The sequence below is a fragment of the Halomonas sp. ISL-56 genome (assembly GCF_018612805.1).
GTDB lineage: Bacteria > Pseudomonadota > Gammaproteobacteria > Pseudomonadales > Halomonadaceae > Vreelandella.
This window is the reverse complement of record NZ_JAGGRO010000012.1, coordinates 13,367-32,098: the sequence shown is the minus strand read 5'-3', so window position 1 is coordinate 32,098 and position 18,732 is coordinate 13,367. Positions and strand designations below refer to the sequence as shown.

The following is an 18,732-nucleotide window of genomic DNA, read 5'->3' as shown; positions in this document are numbered from 1 at the left end:
CAACGAATGCACCGCTACGCTTTTAACAAAGCTTAGCTTTAGTAAGACTTAGTGCTTGAGTTCAGGGACAAAAGGTTATAGTAAGTAAATAGGCTCGGTTAATGTCCTGGCAGATGCTTTGATAGCAAGGTGGCAATATGACTACCCGCTCTTTATCTCCGGGCTTGTCCGGCCAAACTGACGCCCGTCTCCCTGGCTCTGGCGCACTCCCAGCGTTGGCCCGAATGCGTTCTACACACGCGTTGGAACCGCCCGCTTACGTTAAACACTACGACAGTCAGTTATCACATTTGGATGACTGGTTAGCCATTATTGCCTTGGTGGGTAAGGTAGCGAGTCGCAGTGGTAGTAACGGCGTGCTGGATCGCATATCGGAAGTTCAAGATCGTTTTCGTCTGTTGCGCGTTCAGCTTGCCACGGCATTGGCCGAAGAGTACGCCCGAGAATATGAAATGGTGCTGGGGGGAAGAGCGGCGATTGCCGTCGATATGCTGGTGCGTAATCTGTACGAGCGCTCTGCTGACATCGGCTTTCTTTCGACTGACAGCATTATCCGCGCCTACATGGAGAGTGACGAAGCGGCAAGTTCGATCAATATCCAGCAACACTTTGCCCGCTATGTGGCTAAGTACTCTGTTTATGATGATGTAATGCTGCTCAATTTAGACGCTACGCTGCGCACCAGCCTCACTTTGGGAGACGCTAATACGTTTCACGATGAGCGCCTGTATCAAACGCTGTCTCAATTAGACAACGGTTACGTGGAGTACTTTGCTGCTACCCCTTTAGTGCCTCACCAGTATCGGGCGCTACTGTTTATTTCGCCTGTTCATCAAGCGGTGTCGAATCAGTGCTTAGGCTATCTCGCGCTGAGTTTTAACCTTGAAGAGGAAGTGCGCGGTATTTTCAATGAGGTCGCAGACGGTGAGTTTGAGCTTGCCTTATTGGATAATGATGGCCGAGTAGTCGCTTCCAGTTTACCCCAGCTAGCGCTGAATGAGCCGATGCAGCAGGTGGGCGCTGAAAACGTTGAAGTCCTTGTGCTAAATGGCAACGCCTATGCGTGTCGGCAAGTTAAAAGCGCCACTTATCAAGGCTACGGTGGAATTGGTTGGCGTTTTATGGCGCTGACAGCGTTATCGGGCGCTGCTCATCACCAGCCAACTGCTATGGACACCTCAGTGAACACCGATGTGGTACAGGGAAGGCTAAGCGACATTCGCCTCCAGGCGTCAATGATTGCGCAGCAGCTTAACCTAGCGGTGATTAATGGGCATATTATTTCAGTGCGTTACAAGGCGGTAGAGCTGGTGCCCGTGCTGCATCAGATCCGTGAGATTGGCAATCTAACCGATCAATTGTTTGAACAATCTATTTCCACACTGCGCCGGGGAATGAGTTTAACCGCTATTGCCGATGCCACCATGCGTGCCTTTAGCATGGTCAGTATAATGGATCGCAATCTTTACGAACGCGCCAACGATGCGCGCTGGTGGGCATTGGATGAGCGTATCCGTAAGCAGTTACGTGCGGCTTCAAAGGGTAATAAGCAGGCACTCGCTGAGCTAGCAGAGGTCATTAGCGCGATTAATCGTCTTTACACTGTGTATACCAATATTCTTCTGTTTGACCGAGAAGGCACTATCGTTAGCGTTTCCGATAAACACTCAGAAGCCCTTATTGGCACCCATGTTCCTGAAACCCTGCCTTTAGCCGAGTGCTTAAACACTTTCTCAGAACAGGGGTACGTGGTCTCGGCATTTACGGAGAGTGAGCTATACGCTAATCGACCCACGTATCTTTACTGCGCCCCCGTGGTTGATTTCAATAGCAGCACTATTGTTGGTGGCATTGCCACTGTGTTTGATGCAGCTCCAGAGTTTAGGCAGATTCTCGCTGATAATCTGCCTAACAGTAGTGCGCAGTCGCTGTCACCTTTCGCTCTGTTTATAGACGCCGAAGGCCAAGTGATCTCTTCTACCTTAGCCGATATTGCCGTGCCTAAATTGTTTGCTGGCGGCTACACAGAGGTGCTGGCTTTACGTGATGGTGAGCGACTGTTCCAGCGGCTGGAGTACGAGGGCAATAGCTATTTATCCGCCATGGTCGCTTCGACAGGCTACCGCGAGTACAAACGCAACGATAATTACCGCAATGATGTGATAGCGATCGCCTGCCTGCCTATTGTCTGATCATTACGTGGCTAAAAATCCCCCGGTGCGCACTGTAGGCAGGTTAGGCCTAGTGAGCGCCAGTGGGCGACCACGGCGTCGCGATCATCTAACACCAGCCAGGGAGCAAAGCCATCGCTGCGTATTTGATTGAGTAGTGCGGCTTTTACCTCTTCATCATCCACATGGTCATCGCCTTCTGGGCGGAGGTACATGGCATCAAAAGGGATGGTGTGGCGCTCCAGCCAGCGCTGGGTATGCTCACGGTGGCTGTCTGGGCGACCGCTACAAATCACGATCTGCTGACCTTGGGCCTTTAATATTTTAACCAGCCTGGCGACCGCTTCGATTACCGGTGCTTCGGCCATATGGGCAAAGAACGGCTCCCACTGTTTTTGGCTTCCCAACACCCAATCACTGACCTGGTGGGGATGAAACTCGGCTAAGGTGCCGTCGACATCTACAATGACTGCGGACATGCAAAACTCCCTGAACAGGAAAAGGTGGCTAAACGGGACTGAGTAGAGAAACGCTGTGCGGTGCAGAGACGACCGCCTAGCAGCCCCTGCCAGGCGTTTAATTCGTTATTGCTAAGTTGGCTAAATAGCGGCACCACTTGATTGGCACCCAGTTGGTCAGCGAGTGCCACCAGGTGTGACGCACGCAGGTGAACATTCCAGCGCTGCCAGCTTATCTCGCCCACTGCTAGCTGGGCGCGGCGCTCAGGGGTTAGGTAGCCGGTGTGAAGCAAGTGGTGATCGGTCCACTGATCCGGCCTATCGTTGTGATCACTTATTAACCGAAGTGTGGCATGTTCATCATTTGCTCGCGCCAACACATTAGCGATAGCGGCATCAATACCAGGGCGCCGCAGAGTCTCGGGCATTGCTAGCAGGGCGGCAAGATTGGCGCGAATATCGGCATCAATGGCCAGTGTTAACCCTCTTATTGCAGCCTCTTCAACCAACCATAATGCCATTTCCAACGCGCGACCGGTTTCTGGAACGGGAAAGGCCAGCGGTTGATAAAGATACTCGCTGATGGTCTGCACACAACTTACTTGGGGCTGGTCGTAGCTGCTGTAGGAGGCATCCAGTAACGCAACAGCGGCTTTCGGCGGCGTATCAAACGGGAACACTGATGACTCAATGCAGGCATCGCCGCTATAGAAGACCCCGCCTGCCACCGCTAAATGCAGCCACACACCGCCTAGGGAGTGTCCCGCTTGGCCGGTGGTGACGGTGATGTCTTCCACCTCTAACGAGCCGCGCTCCGGCAGGGGGCGCCAAGTGCGGCCATGAGGCAGTGCCTTGGCCACCAGGGGTGTGCAATAGAGTGGTACGTCTTCCGCTAGCTCGGCCACGCCACCGATGTGGTCAATATGGTCGTGACTGATTAGCACCGCATCTACATTAAGGCCGCGGGCCCAGGTAATGGGGACTCCAGGATGCAGTGCGCCCCCTGCATCTAACAACAGGCGTTTCCCCTGGGCTTCTACCACTATAGCGGCAGGGCCTTTGTCGCCTAACCCACTGAGAATCTCGATAGTGATACTCATTGGTCGGGCTCCAGACACCAGCCCTTTTGAAGGCTAACGACAACCAGGCTACCCAAATCAGGCGCGCTGTGATGGAAGGCCAGCAGCGTTTCGCCGCTGGGTAGACGCAGGGTGAGCTCATAACGCTCGCCGCGGAAGATCACGCTTTCTACCTGGGCGGCAAGCTGACTATGTGTGTGGGTCGCGGTGGATGTGAGTGTCGTGCTGATCTGAATATGCTCTGGACGCACCAGTACCGTTTGGGTTCGCTCAGATTCGATGGCGTTCAGCCCCCGCATCAGGGAGGTGCTCTCAAGCCATTTTCCAGGGCTGCCAGCTGCGACTTTAAGCTGACTGCCCTGGCCGATAAAGCCCGCTACCCAGGCGGTGCGCGGCTGCTGGTAAAGGGTTTCGGGGGAGCCCCACTGAATCAGCTTGCCCGCTTTCATCACGGCGATTTTATCCGCCAGCGCCATGGCTTCGGTCTGGTCGTGGGTGACATAGACCAGGGTAGCGCCAGTGCGCTGGTGAAAATCGCGGAAGCTGTGCTCCATGGTGGCGCGCAGATGACGGTCAAGGTTGGCCAGTGGTTCATCCAGCAACACCACCGACGGGTCGCTGACTAGACAGCGCGCGAGCGCCACGCGCTGTCGCTGGCCCCCACTGAGGGCCTGGGGCATGCGGTCGGCGTAGGCATCGAGTTCCACCAACGCTAGCGCTTGCTGAACCTTTTGCTGATACGCCGCCCCGCGCAGGCCGCGCAGTTTGACTGGGTAGCCCACGTTGTCAGCCACGCTCATATGCGGCCACAGCGCATAGGATTGAAACACCATGGCCATATTGCGCTGCTCGGGGGGTACATGGGTATCGGCGCTTGCCAGGGTACGATTGGCTAATTGAATAGTACCCTCGTTGACCGTTTCAAACCCCGCCAACATGCGCAGCATAGTGGTTTTGCCGCAGCCGCTAGGGCCGAGCAGGGCAACAAACTCTCCCGGATTAATCTCCAACGACAGCTCATCCACGGCAGTGTGTTCGCCAAAGCGTTTGGTAACGCGATCAATGCTCAGTCCTACGATGTTTGGCCCTGCAATGTTTAGCTCTGCCATGGGATGACTCCTTTAGGTAGCCGCGGTGCCAGCAAACTGAGCGTCAGCATCAGCGAGGCGACCATGATCACCACCAGCACTGACACCGCTGAGGCCAGCACGCTTTCACCGCCTTCGTCGAGGTTGAAAATCAGCACGCCGAGGGTTTCGTTACCGGCGCTCCACAGCAGCGCTGATACGGTGAGCTCGTTGACCGCCAGCAAGAACACCAGCAGTCCACCGGCGAATAGCGCGGGCGCCACCAGCGGTAAAATAATGCTGCCCAGGCGCCGCCAGGGACCTGCCCCGGCTAACTGTGCCGCCTCTTCAAGAGAGGGATCCAGTTGCGCCAGGCTGGCCGCGACAGGTTTGACGCAGACCACTAGAAAGCGCGCCAGGTAAGCGATAAAAATCAGCCCTAAGGTGCCGTAGAGCGCTATATTGATGATCGGCAGCGGACGCACAAACAGCAGGATGCAGGCAATGGCCAATACCACGCCGGGAAGCGCATAGGGAATCTCGATAGCGCTAAGCACTACCCCTCGCCAGCGCTCCGGTAGGCGCTGTAGCCGATAAGCCAAAGGCAGGCTTAGCAGCATCAGCACCAGAGCCGCACTACCCGCAAGCCAAAGGCTGTTGTTCACCGCCCGCCATGTAGCGCCTTGATGCCCCATCACTTCGACGTAAGCACCTAAAGTTGCGGTCTCGGCGTTAAGCGGCACGCCCATGGCGGGCACTAGCGAACTGATCATCAGAGCGAGCAGCGGTGCGACCAGGATAATCAGTAAGATCCCGACCAGCGTGGCGGTTACCAGCGAGCGCCAGCGGCCCAGGGTGAAATCGTGGGAGCGTCCACTATGGCCGCCCAGTCCAAAGCGACTGCGTCCCATCAAGTGCTGCTGCAGCGCGACGCCCGCTAAGGCCAGCACTCCAATCAGCAGCGACAGGGCGGCCATTTCTGCCAACACGCCAGTGCCGAAGTTGGCCATGCGCTGGTAGATCAGTGTGGGCAGCACGTAGTAGCCAGCGGGAATGCCTAGCATGGCAGGAATGCCAAAGTTGCCCAGGCTGGAGATAAACGCCATCGCCCCCCCGGCGATCAAGCCGCTACGGGTCACGGGCAGAATGATATGGCCCCATACTTGGGTTTGTTTGGCGCCGCTAATGCGGGCGGCTTCAATAAGCTCGCGAGGCAGCGAAAGCAGACTGGTGCGCAGGGCCAGAAACACCAGCGGCGCGCTTTGAATACCTAACAGCAGCGCAATGCCTTCAGCCGAGTAGAGCGGCTGCGGACTGCCTAACGGCGGCGCCATACCAATACTTTTCAGTAGCGGGCTGGCCGGGCCAAACAGCTGCAGCCAGCTCAGCGCGGTAACCTGAGGCGGAATCATCATTGGCAGCATAAAGCAGAACACCAGCCACGCTTTGCCACGCACATTAGTCAGCGTGATGGCAAAGGCGAACAGGCTGCCCAGCAGCAGGGCGATCAGCATGCCAAGCCCTGAGGTGTATAAGCTATGCCAGAGTGCTCGCCAAGTGCTGGCGCTGTTGAGTACCTGCCATAGCGGTGACTGTCGCCCTTGGGTAAGGTCGCTCAACGCCTCAATCAGCAGGCGCAGGCTGGGCGCCAGGCTGAGCAGCACAATGGCAATCAACAGGCTGGAAAGCAGCCAGCGGTGCTGGCTGCCGTACTTGTTGTCGCTGTCGTACTTATTATAGTTGAGAGCGGACGTCATGATTACCCGCCGAATAGATCGCTAAACTGCTGTTTAAGCTCGGCTTCCTGGGCCAGCGCTTGTTCTGTATCCACCGGCATCAGGGTAATGCTATCGCGCTCGGGAAAGCCTTCCGGCGGGGCAACGTCGTTGTGGGCGGGCAGGTAGCCCTGCTGGCTGACCAGCGTTTGGCCCTGCTGGGAAAGTACAAAATCAACAAACTTTTGCGCGGCCTCGACGTTCTCTGCACCCTGCATAATAGCGACCGGCTCGGTCACCGCGCTCACGCCCTCTTCAGGAAATACAAACTCCACCGGCGAGCCTTTGGCGGCTTCGCGAATCGGCAGGAAGTCCACCACAATGCCATAGGGCTTGGTGCCTGCGGCCACGGCGTTAAATACGCCGCCATTGCCGCCCTGAGCTTCGGTGCGATTATCGTGCAGGGCGTCGTAGTATTCGGCGCCTAATGTTGGGTTAGCGCTAATCGCCGCCATATGGATCAGCGCAGCGCCGGAGTAGAGCGGGCTGGGCATAGTAACCAAGCCTTCGTAATCAGGCCCCAGCAGGTCTTGCCAGCTCTGCGGCTGATGCTCGGCGCCGGTGTTATACACAATCCCAGTGGTGATCAGCTTGGTGCCGTAGTAGTAGCCTTCTGGGTCATACAGGTCGGCGTCATAGGCCTGGCGCTCATCGCTTAGGTAAGGCTGTAAATGGCCCTCCTGCTTGAGTGATTCCATGGTCATGCTGTCGGCAATCAGCAGTACGTCGGGGTTGCTCACCCCGGCTGAAAGCTCCGAGCGCAGCCGGGTCATTAAGCGCGTGGTACCGTCGCGTACCCACTCCACCTCAATGTCGGGATAGGCCGCTTCAAAGGCGTCAACGGTCTGTTGGGCATCGCTATTGGGCTGGCTGGTATAGAGCGTCAGCGTTTCGTTCGCCGCTACCTGAGCCGAAAGGGAAAAGCTGGCTACCGCGACGGCAGCAGTAAGGGCAGATGTCGGAATAGATGCCAGGGGGCGCTTCAACATGGGTAAACCTCCAGTGAGTGAACCCCACCTAAGTTACTGTCATCTGCTTACAACAAAGTGACACTATGCTTTCGTTCAACATTTTGTAGCTTTCGTTTGCCGCACTTTTTGCTTTCGCTGTGCTGAGAGGGGTTATGCGTCAGTTCGAACGTCGACAACAGCTGTTGCAGCGAATCCACGCTGAGGGGCGCCAATCGGTAGAGAGTTTGGCAGGCGAGTTTGGGGTTTCTGTACAAACCTTGCGTGGGGATATTCGGCACCTAGCCGATAAGGGCTTGGTGCTGCGTCGCCAGGGTGAAGTGCTGCCGTTTCCCGAACAAGAAAACATCGGCTACGACCAGCGTCAGATCGTCAATGTGGCGGGTAAACGGCAGATTGCGGCGCGGGCAGCGAGTTTGGTGCAGGATCATCAAGCGCTATTTCTGGGCACGGGCACCACGGTTGAGCAGTTGGCCGATGCGCTAAGCGAGAAGCAGGGCTTGCATATCATGACCAATAATCTGCATGCGCTGATTAAGCTGTGCCAGCTTAAGTGTGAGTTAGTCGTGGCGGGTGGGCGCGTTCGTCGGCGCGACCAGGATGTGATAGGCGGCGATGCCTGGCGCTTTTTTCAACGCTACCGTGCCGATGTGGGAATTGTGTCGGTGGGGGGGATGGATAGCCATGGTCAGCTTTATGACTACAACGATGACGAAGTGATGGCCCGTGAGGCGCTATTAGCTCATGCCGGTTATCGTGTTTTAGTGCTGGATAAAACCAAGTTCGACCTGCCACTGCGCTGCACTGCGGGCCAGTTGGGTGATTATGATGCCGTGGTGACCGATGTGCCACTGCCTGACAGACTACGCAGCCCGTTGGCCGCCCAAGGCGTTCGGTTTTTGGGTTAGGAGAACGCTAACTGTGCCAGTATGGGCTAACGGTAGCGTGGAAATGAGGAGCGTTATAAATGTTAGAAAACCTAAGCCATAGTGCCCTGGCTGGTCAGCTCTGTGGCTTGGTGGCTCTGGTGATATGTGTCGTGGCCTTTGCCAGTAAAAATGACGATCGCCTCTTGGTGTTACTGATTTCAGCCAATGTGGCTTTTGCGCTGCAGTTTGTGTTTTTCGAGAGTTGGACGGCGGCGGCGCTGACGGGGCTGGTGATAGTGCGGATTGTTCTGGCTCGTCGATATATGGGCAGTAAGGCCGTTATGGCGGGTGTCTTGCTGGCCAGCGGTATCGCCGCAGCTTTCACGTGGCAAAGTTGGGTAGATATTCTGCCGGTGACGGCCATGATTCTGGGAACTGTGGGCATGTTTCTGCTGCGCGGTATCGCCATGCGAACTTTTCTGGGGTTGGCCGCCTTAGCCTGGATGCTTAACAACCTGCTGATTGGCACCATCGGCGGTACCATTGCCGAAGGCCTGATTGTAGTCACCAATATCATTACCATTATTCGCTTAGTGCGAGCCAAGCGAAAATACCCTGGCGTGTTTGAGGGAGCAGAAGAACCTGGCGTTGTCTCCAAAAAATGATCAGACCTAGCTGGCTAACATCCACTTGGTTTATCGAACGGCGAGACTGCTATGCTGATAGCTTGTTAGGGCCTGAACAAGGAGCGCGACTATGGCCGGCGGATGGGCAAAAGATGGTGCTGAACAAGAGCAGATGGAGAGCACGCTAGAGGATGCGGTGCAGCGAGCTCGTAGCCAGTTGCCCCGTGGTGAGAGTCTTGAGATTTGCGAAGAGTGTGGTGACCCCATTCCCGAAGCGCGCCGCAAGGCGATTCCTGGGGTACGGCTATGCGTAGCCTGCCAAAGTGAATTGGACAAACAGCAGTCGGCCTTCAGTGGCTATAACCGTCGCGGTAGCAAAGACAGCCAACTGCGTTGAACGCGGCTTTCTAGGCGTCGTGGTCGGTGTCCGGTAGCTGCTTGAAATAGATATAGCGGTGAAGACGAATTGCCGGACGAATCAGCAGTTGGAGGCTGCCAAGCACAAACAACCATACGCCGACGGTTTGTACGGCACCTTGGTAAAAAAAACAGACACTGCCGATCGTAAACCAAATACCCAGCATGAAATCGTTGACCATACTGAGCACCTCATAGCGCTGGTGCACAACGAGTTCGTGATGCCCGATGGTGAACGTCCAGTCGTTGGTCATCGGATCCTGTTGGCGCTGCATTATTAGCCTCCTGGTTGAATGTTCATTGAATGAAAATTCGGATGAATTCCGTTTAATATATTGTATCAATATTCACTTTAACTAAACGTTATTGTGGCACACTAACCGCTTACTCCAAGGTGATGGGTGGCTTCTGGTGTTTAGTAATGATGCATGAAAGCCGTAAGTTATTAGGTGAGACGTTGAGGGCGAGTAATGGTCAATGACACGCTGCTAACAGCGGTGGAAAACGAGTTGCAAAGAGGGCCTTGGCGGTTACGTTTTACTGAGCAAGTGGAAGCGCGTTTTGAAGCTGATACCCAGCGCCAGCGTAGTCGTCAGATGGTGATGTCAGGGCTAATATCAGCGGTCATTTACTGCCTGTTTCTGATCAATGATTACAGCTTTCGGCCTGACTCTTTTACCACCGCCTTGCTATTACGCATTGGAGTGATGCTACCTATTGGCTTGCCCATTTTATGGTGGGTCTATCGAGGCGTAGCACCATTCCTCCGTGAGACCTTAATGGCAAGCACTGTTATTGTTGCAACGGTGGTTTCATGTTTAATAGTTGCGGAATCTACCGTTCCTTACTCGTACCTAGATGTTTTCTCTTTCGGCCTTATCTTACTGGTAGGTAATATTGTTTACTCATTACGGTTTAGCTACGCCTGTGTGTCATCCGCCATTAGTATATTTATAATATTAGGTTTTGTTTTGCCCTATGAAGCAATGCCGCCAGAGGTAAAAAGGCTCGCTATATTTACTATCATCGCTCAAGCATTGTTTACCTTGGTGGCAAGCTATCGCTTCGAACAGAGTGAGCGAACCTCCTACCTGCATGTGTTGAAAGAGCAGCTCCGCGCGGGCTATTACTTCCAAGATAATCAAAAGCTGACGCGGATGTCTGTCACCGACCCCCTGACGAATCTGGCCAATCGACGCCAGTTCGATACAGTTTTGCCTTTGCGCTGGCAGGAGGCTGCCGATAAAGGTCTTTTTTTAGGGATGATGGTTATCGATATTGATCACTTCAAAGCCTACAACGACTACTATGGCCATCCTGAAGGTGACGTATGTTTGCGCCAAGTGGCTGCTGCCATGCAGGCCAATAGCCGTGATTCCGATTTGGTCGTACGTTTTGGCGGCGAGGAGTTTTTAGTGCTGATGACCAATGCAACACCTGAATCGGCAAAATCAGCGGCAGAGCGAATACGGTGCAGTGTGGAAGCTTTAGGGATTCCTAATCAGGGTGTCTCGACGCATAGCGTTGTCACCGTGAGCGTTGGTGTTGCGGTGCTCCGTCCCGCAGTAGGCCTTACACCAGCCGACTTGCTGTTAAAAGCGGATGTGGCGCTTTATGAAGCTAAACGACAGGGCCGTAACCGTATCAGGGAGGCGAACTTGGTTGATCTACCATCCTCCGATGACGCTGTTGATGGCTTAGGTATTTCTGCCCAGTAGCGGCCAAGCATACCCTTAAACGTTCTGTGAGGAGTGACCTTTGGAGATTGATCAAGATTACCGCGCGCTCAGCGTCGAGACCCTATCTCAGCGGCTTGGTGGCGTTGGGGAAGTAGCTAGTCGAGTGGGCGGAGAACCCGCTAGCTGGGAGATTCGCGAGGTGGGTGACGGCAACCTTAACCTGGTGTTTATTGTCTCCGGCAGCCACGGCAGCGTAGTGGTAAAACAGGCGCTTCCCTACGTGAGAATGGTGGGAGAGAGCTGGCCGCTGCCGATTTATCGTGCCCATTTTGAGTATTACGCCCTGGTGCGCCAGGCCAAGCGGGCACCGGGTATCGCTCCTGAGGTGTACAACTTCGACAAACCCCAGGCGCTGTTTGTGATGGAGTATCTACACCCCCACACGATTTTGCGCCGTAAGCTCATTAACGGCGAGAAAGTCGCTCAGCTTGGCGAAACCATCGGCCAGTTTTGTGCACGCACGGCGTTTCGTGGTTCGGAACTTTCGCTGAGTAGCCCCGAGAAAAAGCAGGACGTGGGGCTGTTTTCAGGCAATGTGGCCATTCCCGCCATTACTGAATCATTGGTGTTTACCGACCCCTATTACGGCGCTGAAATGAACCACCATACGCCGGAGCTTTCACCGGTAGTAGATGAGCTACGCCGTAATGCGCGGCTAAAAGCCAAGGTTCAACGGCTGTTGATGAAGTTCACCGCTAACACCGAAACCATGCTGCATGGTGATCTGCACTCTGGCTCGATTATGGCCACCGATAAAGAAGTGCGGGTCATTGACCCTGAGTTCTCCCAGTACGGCCCCATGGCCTTTGACTTGGGGATGGCGGTGGCTAACTTCCTGATGGCCTATTTCAGCCAGCCCGCTCATCGCCAGGAAGATGCGCTTGAAGATTATCAGGCGTGGATATTAGAAGTGATTGAAGCGTGCTTTACCTGTTTTGATGCCGAGTTCCGCCACCTTTGGCAAACCGAGCGGACGGGCATTCTGTTTCCCAAGTCGCTGTTTGAAGAGCAGGGCAATAGCGCGGACGATGCCTGCGATGCATTACTGGAAGAGATCCGCCTGGATGCGCTGGCCTACTGCGGCATTGAAATGCACCGCCGTGTTTTATCGCTAGCCCACAACGCCGATTTTGAAGAGATCGAAGACACCGCCCTGCGCGCCAAACTTGAAGCGCGTAACGTGCTGATGGGCCAAGCGCTGATTTTGGAGCCGGAAGCTTACTGTGACCTTACTGCGCTTGCAGACCTAGCAAGAGCGTATAACCAACAAGAGGTTTTATAAGCATCGCGATGGGCACTACCCCGTAGTGCGGTGTAACGAATCTTGCGAGGAACGAGCGTATGAGGCACCCGCAACGGCGGCGCCAGCCGCCTGGATAACGCCACTGCGACTTATCTGGTCTGGGTGCCACCCGCGAAGCACCGCTAATGCGCTGCTTCGCGGGTGCGCTGGCGCTTACGCCGTGCTACAACTGCCTACAACGATTCACAACTTACGATTTACCCCTCACTCCTCACCGCTTATAACTGATCCAAACGATCAAACTTCCCGGCGATATCGCTCTCTGTCCAATGGGGCACCCAGCCTTCCACGTTATCGAAGAAGCGTAGCGCGGTGAATTCCGGCGCTGGGCCCATATCGAACCAGTGGGGCGTATTGGCAGGCACGCTGATCAAGTCGTTTCGGGTACACAACACTTGATACACCTTGTCATCGATGTGCAGGCAGAACAGCCCCTGACCTTTAACGAAGAAGCGCACTTCATCTTCGTGATGGCGATGCTCATTTAAGAACTTCTGCCGCATGGCGTCTTTTTCTGGGTGCGTGGGTACCATGTGCAGCACGTCGACGGTTTGATAGCCGCCCTTGCTTTTTACCCGGTCAATATCTTCTTGGTAAAGCGCCAAGATATCTTCCTGGGTAGCGTCGTCGGCAATGTCGCCCGGTGCTGCCCAGCGCTCAAACACTACGCCGACTTTGTTTAACTCAGCGGCAATTTGCTCGCCGTCGGTGATGTCCATTAGTGCATCGTTAGGGTTCTGATCAGCAAATACTTTCAGTTGCGACATCGTAGGCTCTCCTAAAAGGCAATTTCATCAAAGCGAGTAACACAAGCATGGGTATTGCCCGCCTGAGTCCCTTCGCGCACCAGTTGCAGGGTTTGCATACCCGCCTGCTTGGCGGCATCTAGCTCCTCGACCACATCCGACAAGAACAGCACTGCCTCCGCAGGTAGGTCAAGCTCAGCGATAATCTGCTGATAGGCACTAGCCTCGCGTTTATGACCAATATGAGTATCAAAGTAGCCACTAAACATCGGGGTCAAATCGCCTTCGTCGCTATAGCCAAACAGCAACTTCTGCGCCTGAACAGAGCCTGACGAGTAAACGTAGAGCGCTTTGCCTGAATCTTTCCACTGGCGCAGGGTGGGGGCCACATCGCTATACAAATGCCCTGTAAAATCACCGCGTTGGTAGCCATCCGCCCACACCATCCCCTGCAAGGCTTTCAACGGGGTGACTTTTTGATCGGTCTCGATCCAGTGCAGCAACTGGTCGATGGCTGCCTCAAGAGAGGCGGTAGGGTCGCCCATTTCGCTGCGCACGGCATCAAGCTGCTCGGCAACCGCAGGAGTTTCTGCGTTAGCGCGTAGAAAGTCGGGTAGCTTAGCGTGGGCGTAGGGAAACAGCACCTTATGTACGAAGCTAATGTCCGTGGTGGTGCCCTCAATATCGGTCACAATCGCGCGTACAGTTGGGTTGCTCATTTAAGGCTGCTCATTTAAGACCATTCATTTAAGACCATCGACTCTCTTCAAGCATACAGGCTAGTAAAAATTCGATGGCTTCCAAGTGACGACGACAGCTTGCGATGCTATCGCCCACGGCGTAAATGCCGTGGCCCGCGACTAAAAAGCCCCATGGCATCGGCCAACCGCTACGTACATGCTCGGCCAGCGCTTCCATATCCTGGGAGTTGGGCACCACCGGTAACGTGATAGTGGCGTCGTGGGTGACATTGCCCGCTAGCGCCTTTTGCATCTCAAAGCCGCTTAGCTCAATACCCTGGGGATAGCGCCGCGACAACACCGTGCTGGCCACGGTATGGATATGCAGCACGCAGTTAATCGACGGTTCCAAACGATAGAGCGCGGCATGCAGATCGCTCTCTGCGCTTGGCTTGCCACCGCCAGATAGCACCTTGCCATCCAGGTCGCAGAGCAACAGATCATCGGCCTGAATGCGGGTTTTATCCCGCCCGGAAGCGGTAACAAGATAGCCCGACCCGGTGCGGGCGGAAAAATTGCCGCCAGTGGCTGGCGTCCAACCTTGCTGCGCCGCCCAGGAAATAGCGTCGAGCAGTTCAGTTTGTAACGTCATCATAGGATCTGCATCGCCTCTTCTAATGGCAGCCATTCTATATGATAAGCTTCGCGCCTGATAAGTCGTGCCGTTGTTAAGCTAGCAAGTGCTCAAGGAGTTCATCGAATGCCTCAACTTCAATCACGCAGTTTGCGGGTCTATGCCGACCACCTTGAGTATTTGGATCAAACCCAACTGCCCCAAGCGGAGCAGTGGGTACGCTGTGACTCGCCGGATGGTTGGCAAGTTGCGGTCAAAAGCTTAGCGATTCGCGGTGCACCGCTGATTGGCTTGAGCGCAGCCTTTGTGCTGGCGCAGTATGCCGCCCGCCACCCAAGCGGTGACTGGCAGTTGGTGAGTGATCGCTTACGTGCTACACGCCCCACAGCGGTAAACCTAATGTACTGCCTGGATGCCATGGAAGCCTGCTTTGAGCAAGGCGCCAACGCACTGGCCGAACGCGCCGCGGAACTGTTTGCCGAAGACCGGGCACTGTGCCAACGCATGGCCGAGCGGGGCGCTGACTTGTTGAAAGCGGGCGACCGTGTGCTGACACACTGCAATACCGGTTCGCTGGCCACCGCGGGTGTAGGCACGGCTATTGGCGCACTGGCGGTGGCCAAACAGCGCGGCATTGATCTGCATGTATATGTAGATGAAACTCGCCCGTTGCTACAGGGTGGTCGTTTAACCGCCTGGGAAATGGCTGATCTGGGCATTCCCTACCAGCTAATTGCTGACAGCATGGCCGCCAGCCTCATGGCAGCGGGCAAGGTAGATAAAGTTATGGTGGGCGCTGACCGTATCTGCGCCAACGGCGACTTCGCCAATAAAGTGGGTACTTACATGTTGGCGGTAGTTGCTCACTATCATCAGGTGCCGTTCTATGTAGTGGCCCCTTACACCACGGTTGATCCCGCCTGCGCCACCGGCGCGGATATTCCCATCGAGCAGCGTGATGGCGCCGAGATACGCGGTGTCTCTGGTGCCTTTGGCGACGTAGTGTGGGCACCCAGCGATGCTCCCGTATGGAACCCCGCTTTTGACGTCACCCCCGCCAGCCTCGTCACCGCCTGGATTTTGGATACCGGCGTATTCGATGCTGCGGCCGTTGCCCAGGGTGAGCACTTCCGGGGCAGGGTTTAGCGGAACCGTTAGCCTAATAGCGTTAGCTCATAGATATGGCGGATACGCTGACCATCCCAGTCATAGCCGATATGACGCCCTTGCCGTGTTGCGGAGAGCGCGGGTGGCCGTAATACGGCGGCACACTCGCCATCGGGGACTCGAACGCTGGGGTAAACGATGCCATCCGTCTGCTCATCCCACGCCTTTCTACCCAAGATTTGCCCGGCTGCCCAGCTATCCGGATCGAGAAGCGCTTGGGCAGCATTCTGTCTTCGTAAATCAATCAGTTGGCCCGTTAGATCCGACAGATAAACACGCTGCTGAAGCATCATGGGCGGCTCGTTTGACTCCCCCATAAAGCGCTCTGCGTGGTACACAGTTTCAGCAATGGCCGTGGCTTCGGTTAACGCGCAGTAGTAGGCGCCAAAGGTGCCATCGCTAAAACGTGAGCCGGTCTCAGGGAAGTGGCAAAAGGCCGCCATGACGGGAGTCCATCCAGGCCCATAGCGGCGGTCGCCGTCGCGAACTAGATGGATCGCGCCCGCTTCTTCACGAAGCCTAGCCGAGGTCTCGCCTTCTAGTTCATTGAGTAACGCCCAGTCATCAGCGTTGTTATTGACGCCTTCGAATAAATCAATAGGCGGGAAACGCGAGGGAATAACCCGATAACTGGGTCGCCAAGTAACGTTGCTTAGCGGGAAGGTCATGCATGGCCCCCACCACGCGCGGCATCTAAATGCTGGCGAACAACGTAGAGGTCGGAGACTTGTCCATTTAACAGACGTTCCATGGGGGAGTGGCCGGCAAAAAGAGGGTTGCAGTTGGCTCGCTGCAGCCAACTGTTAGCGGCTTCTTTACTGGGCAACAGTATATGCAGCGCTTTATAAATGCCGAGAATCAACGACATCCGTTCCAAGTGATTGGCATCAAGCCGCGCCTGCTCAGGCGACTGCTTCCAGCGGCGGTAGGTGGAGTCCGGTACTCCTAACAACAGCGCGGCCTCGCTCTCTTTCAATCCCCAAGCGTGGGAAATGTTGGGGTAGGTACGCATCGCTGCGGCCCCCATTTCGCGGCGTTTGTCGGCTGTTTTATGCTGAATGGGCATATAGCTTTCTCCTCACTTACGTATATTTTACGTCAAATGAGCGGTTTTTGAAAATATCGACCATTTGAGCTATCGCGCTGGTATGGCTGTTTTACTCAGCTTCCCGATGCGCCAGAATAATGCCCAGAAACCCCTCGCCGTAATCCGACAGTTTGCGCGCGCCGATGCCCGAGATTGTGCCCAATGCCGCTAGGCTCTGGGGTTTCTGCTCGACCATTTCGGCCAGAGTGGCGTCGTGGAAAATCACATAGGCAGGCACGCCCTGGGCCGCGGCTAGTTCCCGACGGTGTTGGCGCAGGGCTTCCCACAGCTCCCCTTGGGGCAGCTTGGTAGAGCCCCCTTTGCTGCCTCGCCGGGTGGCTTTGGCCTTGCTTGGTTTGCGTAGGGTGAGGGCATGTTCGCCGCGCAGTACCGGTTTGGCGTTGGCAGTGAGCTTAATGCCGCCGTGGCCCTCCATATCCACACTTAAATAGCCGCTGGCAATCAGCTGGCGAAAGAGCGCTTTCCAATCGTTAGCGGTGAGCTCTTTACCAATACCGAAGGTGCTGATGCGGTCGTGGCCAAAGCGGGTAATGCGCTCGTTGCTTTTGCCCAGCAGTACATCCACCAAGTAGGTCACGCCGAAGCGCTGCTCGGTACGGTAGACGCACGACAGCGCCTTTTGCGCCGCCACGGTGGCCTCCCAGGTCTCGGGTGGGGTCAGACAGTTATCGCAGTTGCCGCAGGGGGCGTCCAGGTGATCGCCAAAGTAGTGAAGCAACGACTGACGGCGGCAGCTGATGATCTCGCAAAGCCCCAGCATGGCGTCGAGCTTCTGCTGCTCAATGCGCTTTTGCTGGTCGGCGGCGCTGGAGTCCTGCTGCATCTGGCGTAGCGTGATCACGTCCTGAAGCCCGTAGGCCATCCAGGCATCGGCGGGCAGGCCGTCACGCCCGGCGCGGCCGGTCTCCTGGTAGTAGGCTTCGATGCTCTTGGGCAGGTTGAGATGCGCCACAAAGCGTACGTCGGGCTTATCTATACCCATGCCGAAGGCAATGGTGGCCACGATGACCACGCCATCTTCACGCAGAAAACGGGTCTGGTGGTGCTGGCGCTGCTCGGGGGGAAGCCCCGCGTGGTAGGGCAGCGCGGTCAGCCCCTGGCGCTCCAGCCAGGCGGCGGTCTCTTCTACCTTGCGCCGGGAAAGGCAGTAGACGATACCCGCCTCGCCGTCGTGGTGCTCGCGGATAAAACCCAGCAGCTGTTCCTTGGCGTTGCCCTGATTTTCGGCAATATGGTAGCGGATATTGGGCCGGTCAAAGCCGCTGTTATATAGCGCTGCTTCGTGGAGCTGCAGATGCTCCATGATGTCGTGCCGGGTGGGCACATCGGCGGTGGCGGTCAGGGCGATGCGCGGCACCTGGGGAAAGCGCTGATGCAGGTGGGAGAGCTGGCGATACTCGGGGCGAAAATCGTGCCCCCACTGGGAGACGCAGTGGGCTTCATCAATGGCGAACAGGGCAATCTGGGTCTGTTCCAGCAGCATCTGCATACGCGCCGTGGCCAGCCGTTCCGGCGCGACATACAAAAGATCCAGCTCGCCCGCCCGCAAGCGGTTCTCCACATCGACTGCCTCGTGATAATCGAGGCTGGAATTGAGGTAGTCCGCTCTGACCCCGTTCTGCTTCAGTGCCGCGACCTGATCCTGCATTAGCGCGATCAGCGGCGAGACCACAATCGCAGTGCCTTCACGCAGCAGCGCAGGGATCTGATAGCACAGCGACTTACCGCCGCCAGTGGGCATCAGCACCAGCGCGTCGCCCCCTGCGATCACATGCTCGATGATAGCCTGCTGCGGGCCGCGAAAGCTGTCGTAGCCAAATACCTCCTGCAGCACCTTGAGGGCTTCCGGGTGGGTGTCGCCGTGCATCAATGCTCTCCCTTGTCTTGTGCTTAAGAGAGAATAGTCGCACGAAAAACGTATGCGG

General features: G+C 55.9%; 19 protein-coding genes. 7 read left to right on the top strand and 12 right to left on the bottom strand.

The window, feature by feature from the left end; genetic code table 11:
• The first annotated feature begins 137 nt into the window (after positions 1-137).
• Positions 138-2,192, top strand: a complete 2,055-nt coding sequence (locus tag J7J49_RS10895) for a cache domain-containing protein (RefSeq protein WP_215092495.1) — start codon at positions 138-140, stop codon at positions 2,190-2,192.
• 11 nt (positions 2,193-2,203) lie between these two features.
• Here J7J49_RS10895 and J7J49_RS10890 read toward each other — a convergent pair whose 3' ends face one another.
• The 5 genes from J7J49_RS10890 to J7J49_RS10870 are packed head-to-tail and all read right to left on the bottom strand — an operon-like array spanning position 2,204 to position 7,539.
• Entirely contained in the window at positions 2,204-2,650 is a 447-nt protein-coding gene (locus J7J49_RS10890; protein ID WP_215092494.1) for a phosphatase domain-containing protein, read from the bottom strand.
• Positions 2,632-3,729 carry an MBL fold metallo-hydrolase gene (locus tag J7J49_RS10885; protein ID WP_215092492.1) on the bottom strand — a complete coding sequence of 366 codons (1,098 nt, stop codon included), beginning with the start codon at positions 3,727-3,729 and terminating at the stop codon, positions 2,632-2,634. The genes J7J49_RS10890 and J7J49_RS10885 overlap by 19 nt, the downstream gene beginning before the upstream one ends.
• Entirely contained in the window at positions 3,726-4,817 is a 1,092-nt protein-coding gene (locus J7J49_RS10880) for an ABC transporter ATP-binding protein (RefSeq protein ID WP_251048255.1), read from the bottom strand. The genes J7J49_RS10885 and J7J49_RS10880 overlap by 4 nt, the downstream gene beginning before the upstream one ends.
• Positions 4,805-6,532, bottom strand: coding sequence for an ABC transporter permease (locus J7J49_RS10875; protein WP_215092490.1), 1,728 nt, complete (start codon positions 6,530-6,532; stop codon positions 4,805-4,807). The genes J7J49_RS10880 and J7J49_RS10875 overlap by 13 nt, the downstream gene beginning before the upstream one ends.
• A gap of 2 nt (positions 6,533-6,534) precedes the next feature.
• On the bottom strand, positions 6,535-7,539 hold the full coding sequence (locus J7J49_RS10870; RefSeq protein ID WP_215092488.1) for an ABC transporter substrate-binding protein: 1,005 nt from the start codon (positions 7,537-7,539) through the stop codon (positions 6,535-6,537).
• Between the two features lie 134 nt (positions 7,540-7,673).
• Between J7J49_RS10870 and J7J49_RS10865 the strand changes: the two genes are divergently transcribed.
• The 3 genes from J7J49_RS10865 to J7J49_RS10855 all read left to right on the top strand — a co-directional run bounded on the left by J7J49_RS10865 (position 7,674) and on the right by J7J49_RS10855 (position 9,410).
• The gene (locus tag J7J49_RS10865) at positions 7,674-8,426 is read left to right on the top strand and encodes a DeoR/GlpR family DNA-binding transcription regulator (protein ID WP_215092486.1); all 753 of its coding nucleotides are present in this window, start codon (positions 7,674-7,676) and stop codon (positions 8,424-8,426) included.
• 59 nt (positions 8,427-8,485) lie between these two features.
• Positions 8,486-9,052, top strand: a complete 567-nt coding sequence (locus J7J49_RS10860) for a YgjV family protein (protein ID WP_064235258.1) — start codon at positions 8,486-8,488, stop codon at positions 9,050-9,052.
• 91 nt (positions 9,053-9,143) lie between these two features.
• The gene (locus J7J49_RS10855; protein WP_215092484.1) at positions 9,144-9,410 is read left to right on the top strand and encodes a DksA/TraR family C4-type zinc finger protein; all 267 of its coding nucleotides are present in this window, start codon (positions 9,144-9,146) and stop codon (positions 9,408-9,410) included.
• 10 nt (positions 9,411-9,420) lie between these two features.
• Here J7J49_RS10855 and J7J49_RS10850 read toward each other — a convergent pair whose 3' ends face one another.
• Positions 9,421-9,705, bottom strand: coding sequence for a YrhK family protein (locus J7J49_RS10850; RefSeq protein ID WP_215092482.1), 285 nt, complete (start codon positions 9,703-9,705; stop codon positions 9,421-9,423).
• Between the two features lie 273 nt (positions 9,706-9,978).
• Here J7J49_RS10850 and J7J49_RS10845 point away from each other — a divergent pair, with 273 nt between their 5' ends.
• Both J7J49_RS10845 and mtnK read left to right on the top strand, forming a co-directional pair.
• A complete protein-coding gene (locus J7J49_RS10845; protein WP_240488239.1) occupies positions 9,979-11,148 on the top strand; it encodes a GGDEF domain-containing protein in 1,170 nt (389 codons plus the stop codon).
• 40 nt (positions 11,149-11,188) lie between these two features.
• Positions 11,189-12,451: an S-methyl-5-thioribose kinase gene (gene mtnK, locus J7J49_RS10840; RefSeq protein WP_215092478.1), complete on the top strand. Its 1,263-nt coding sequence runs from the start codon at positions 11,189-11,191 to the stop codon at positions 12,449-12,451.
• A 239-nt stretch (positions 12,452-12,690) separates the two neighbouring features.
• Here mtnK and J7J49_RS10835 read toward each other — a convergent pair whose 3' ends face one another.
• From J7J49_RS10835 to mtnB, 3 genes are read right to left on the bottom strand one after another with little or no spacing between them, the layout of a single operon-like run.
• On the bottom strand, positions 12,691-13,239 hold the full coding sequence (locus J7J49_RS10835; protein ID WP_215092476.1) for a 1,2-dihydroxy-3-keto-5-methylthiopentene dioxygenase: 549 nt from the start codon (positions 13,237-13,239) through the stop codon (positions 12,691-12,693).
• A gap of 11 nt (positions 13,240-13,250) precedes the next feature.
• Positions 13,251-13,937 (bottom strand): acireductone synthase, encoded by a 687-nt coding sequence (gene mtnC, locus J7J49_RS10830; RefSeq protein ID WP_215092474.1) that lies wholly within the window; start codon positions 13,935-13,937, stop codon positions 13,251-13,253.
• Between the two features lie 28 nt (positions 13,938-13,965).
• The gene (gene mtnB, locus J7J49_RS10825) at positions 13,966-14,553 is read right to left on the bottom strand and encodes a methylthioribulose 1-phosphate dehydratase (protein ID WP_064235252.1); all 588 of its coding nucleotides are present in this window, start codon (positions 14,551-14,553) and stop codon (positions 13,966-13,968) included.
• A gap of 105 nt (positions 14,554-14,658) precedes the next feature.
• Here mtnB and mtnA point away from each other — a divergent pair, with 105 nt between their 5' ends.
• Entirely contained in the window at positions 14,659-15,678 is a 1,020-nt protein-coding gene (mtnA, locus tag J7J49_RS10820; protein ID WP_215092472.1) for an S-methyl-5-thioribose-1-phosphate isomerase, read from the top strand.
• Positions 15,679-15,686: 8 nt separating this feature from the next.
• On the opposite strand, the gene J7J49_RS10815 is transcribed toward mtnA, so the two are convergent.
• From J7J49_RS10815 to recQ, 3 genes are all read right to left on the bottom strand, one after another.
• Entirely contained in the window at positions 15,687-16,367 is a 681-nt protein-coding gene (locus J7J49_RS10815) for an RES family NAD+ phosphorylase (RefSeq protein ID WP_215092470.1), read from the bottom strand.
• Positions 16,364-16,765 carry an MbcA/ParS/Xre antitoxin family protein gene (locus J7J49_RS10810; protein ID WP_215092468.1) on the bottom strand — a complete coding sequence of 134 codons (402 nt, stop codon included), beginning with the start codon at positions 16,763-16,765 and terminating at the stop codon, positions 16,364-16,366. Before J7J49_RS10810 ends, J7J49_RS10815 begins: the two co-directional genes overlap by 4 nt.
• A 91-nt stretch (positions 16,766-16,856) precedes the next feature.
• Positions 16,857-18,674 carry a DNA helicase RecQ gene (gene recQ, locus J7J49_RS10805; protein WP_215092466.1) on the bottom strand — a complete coding sequence of 606 codons (1,818 nt, stop codon included), beginning with the start codon at positions 18,672-18,674 and terminating at the stop codon, positions 16,857-16,859.
• Positions 18,675-18,732: the final 58 nt, after the last annotated feature.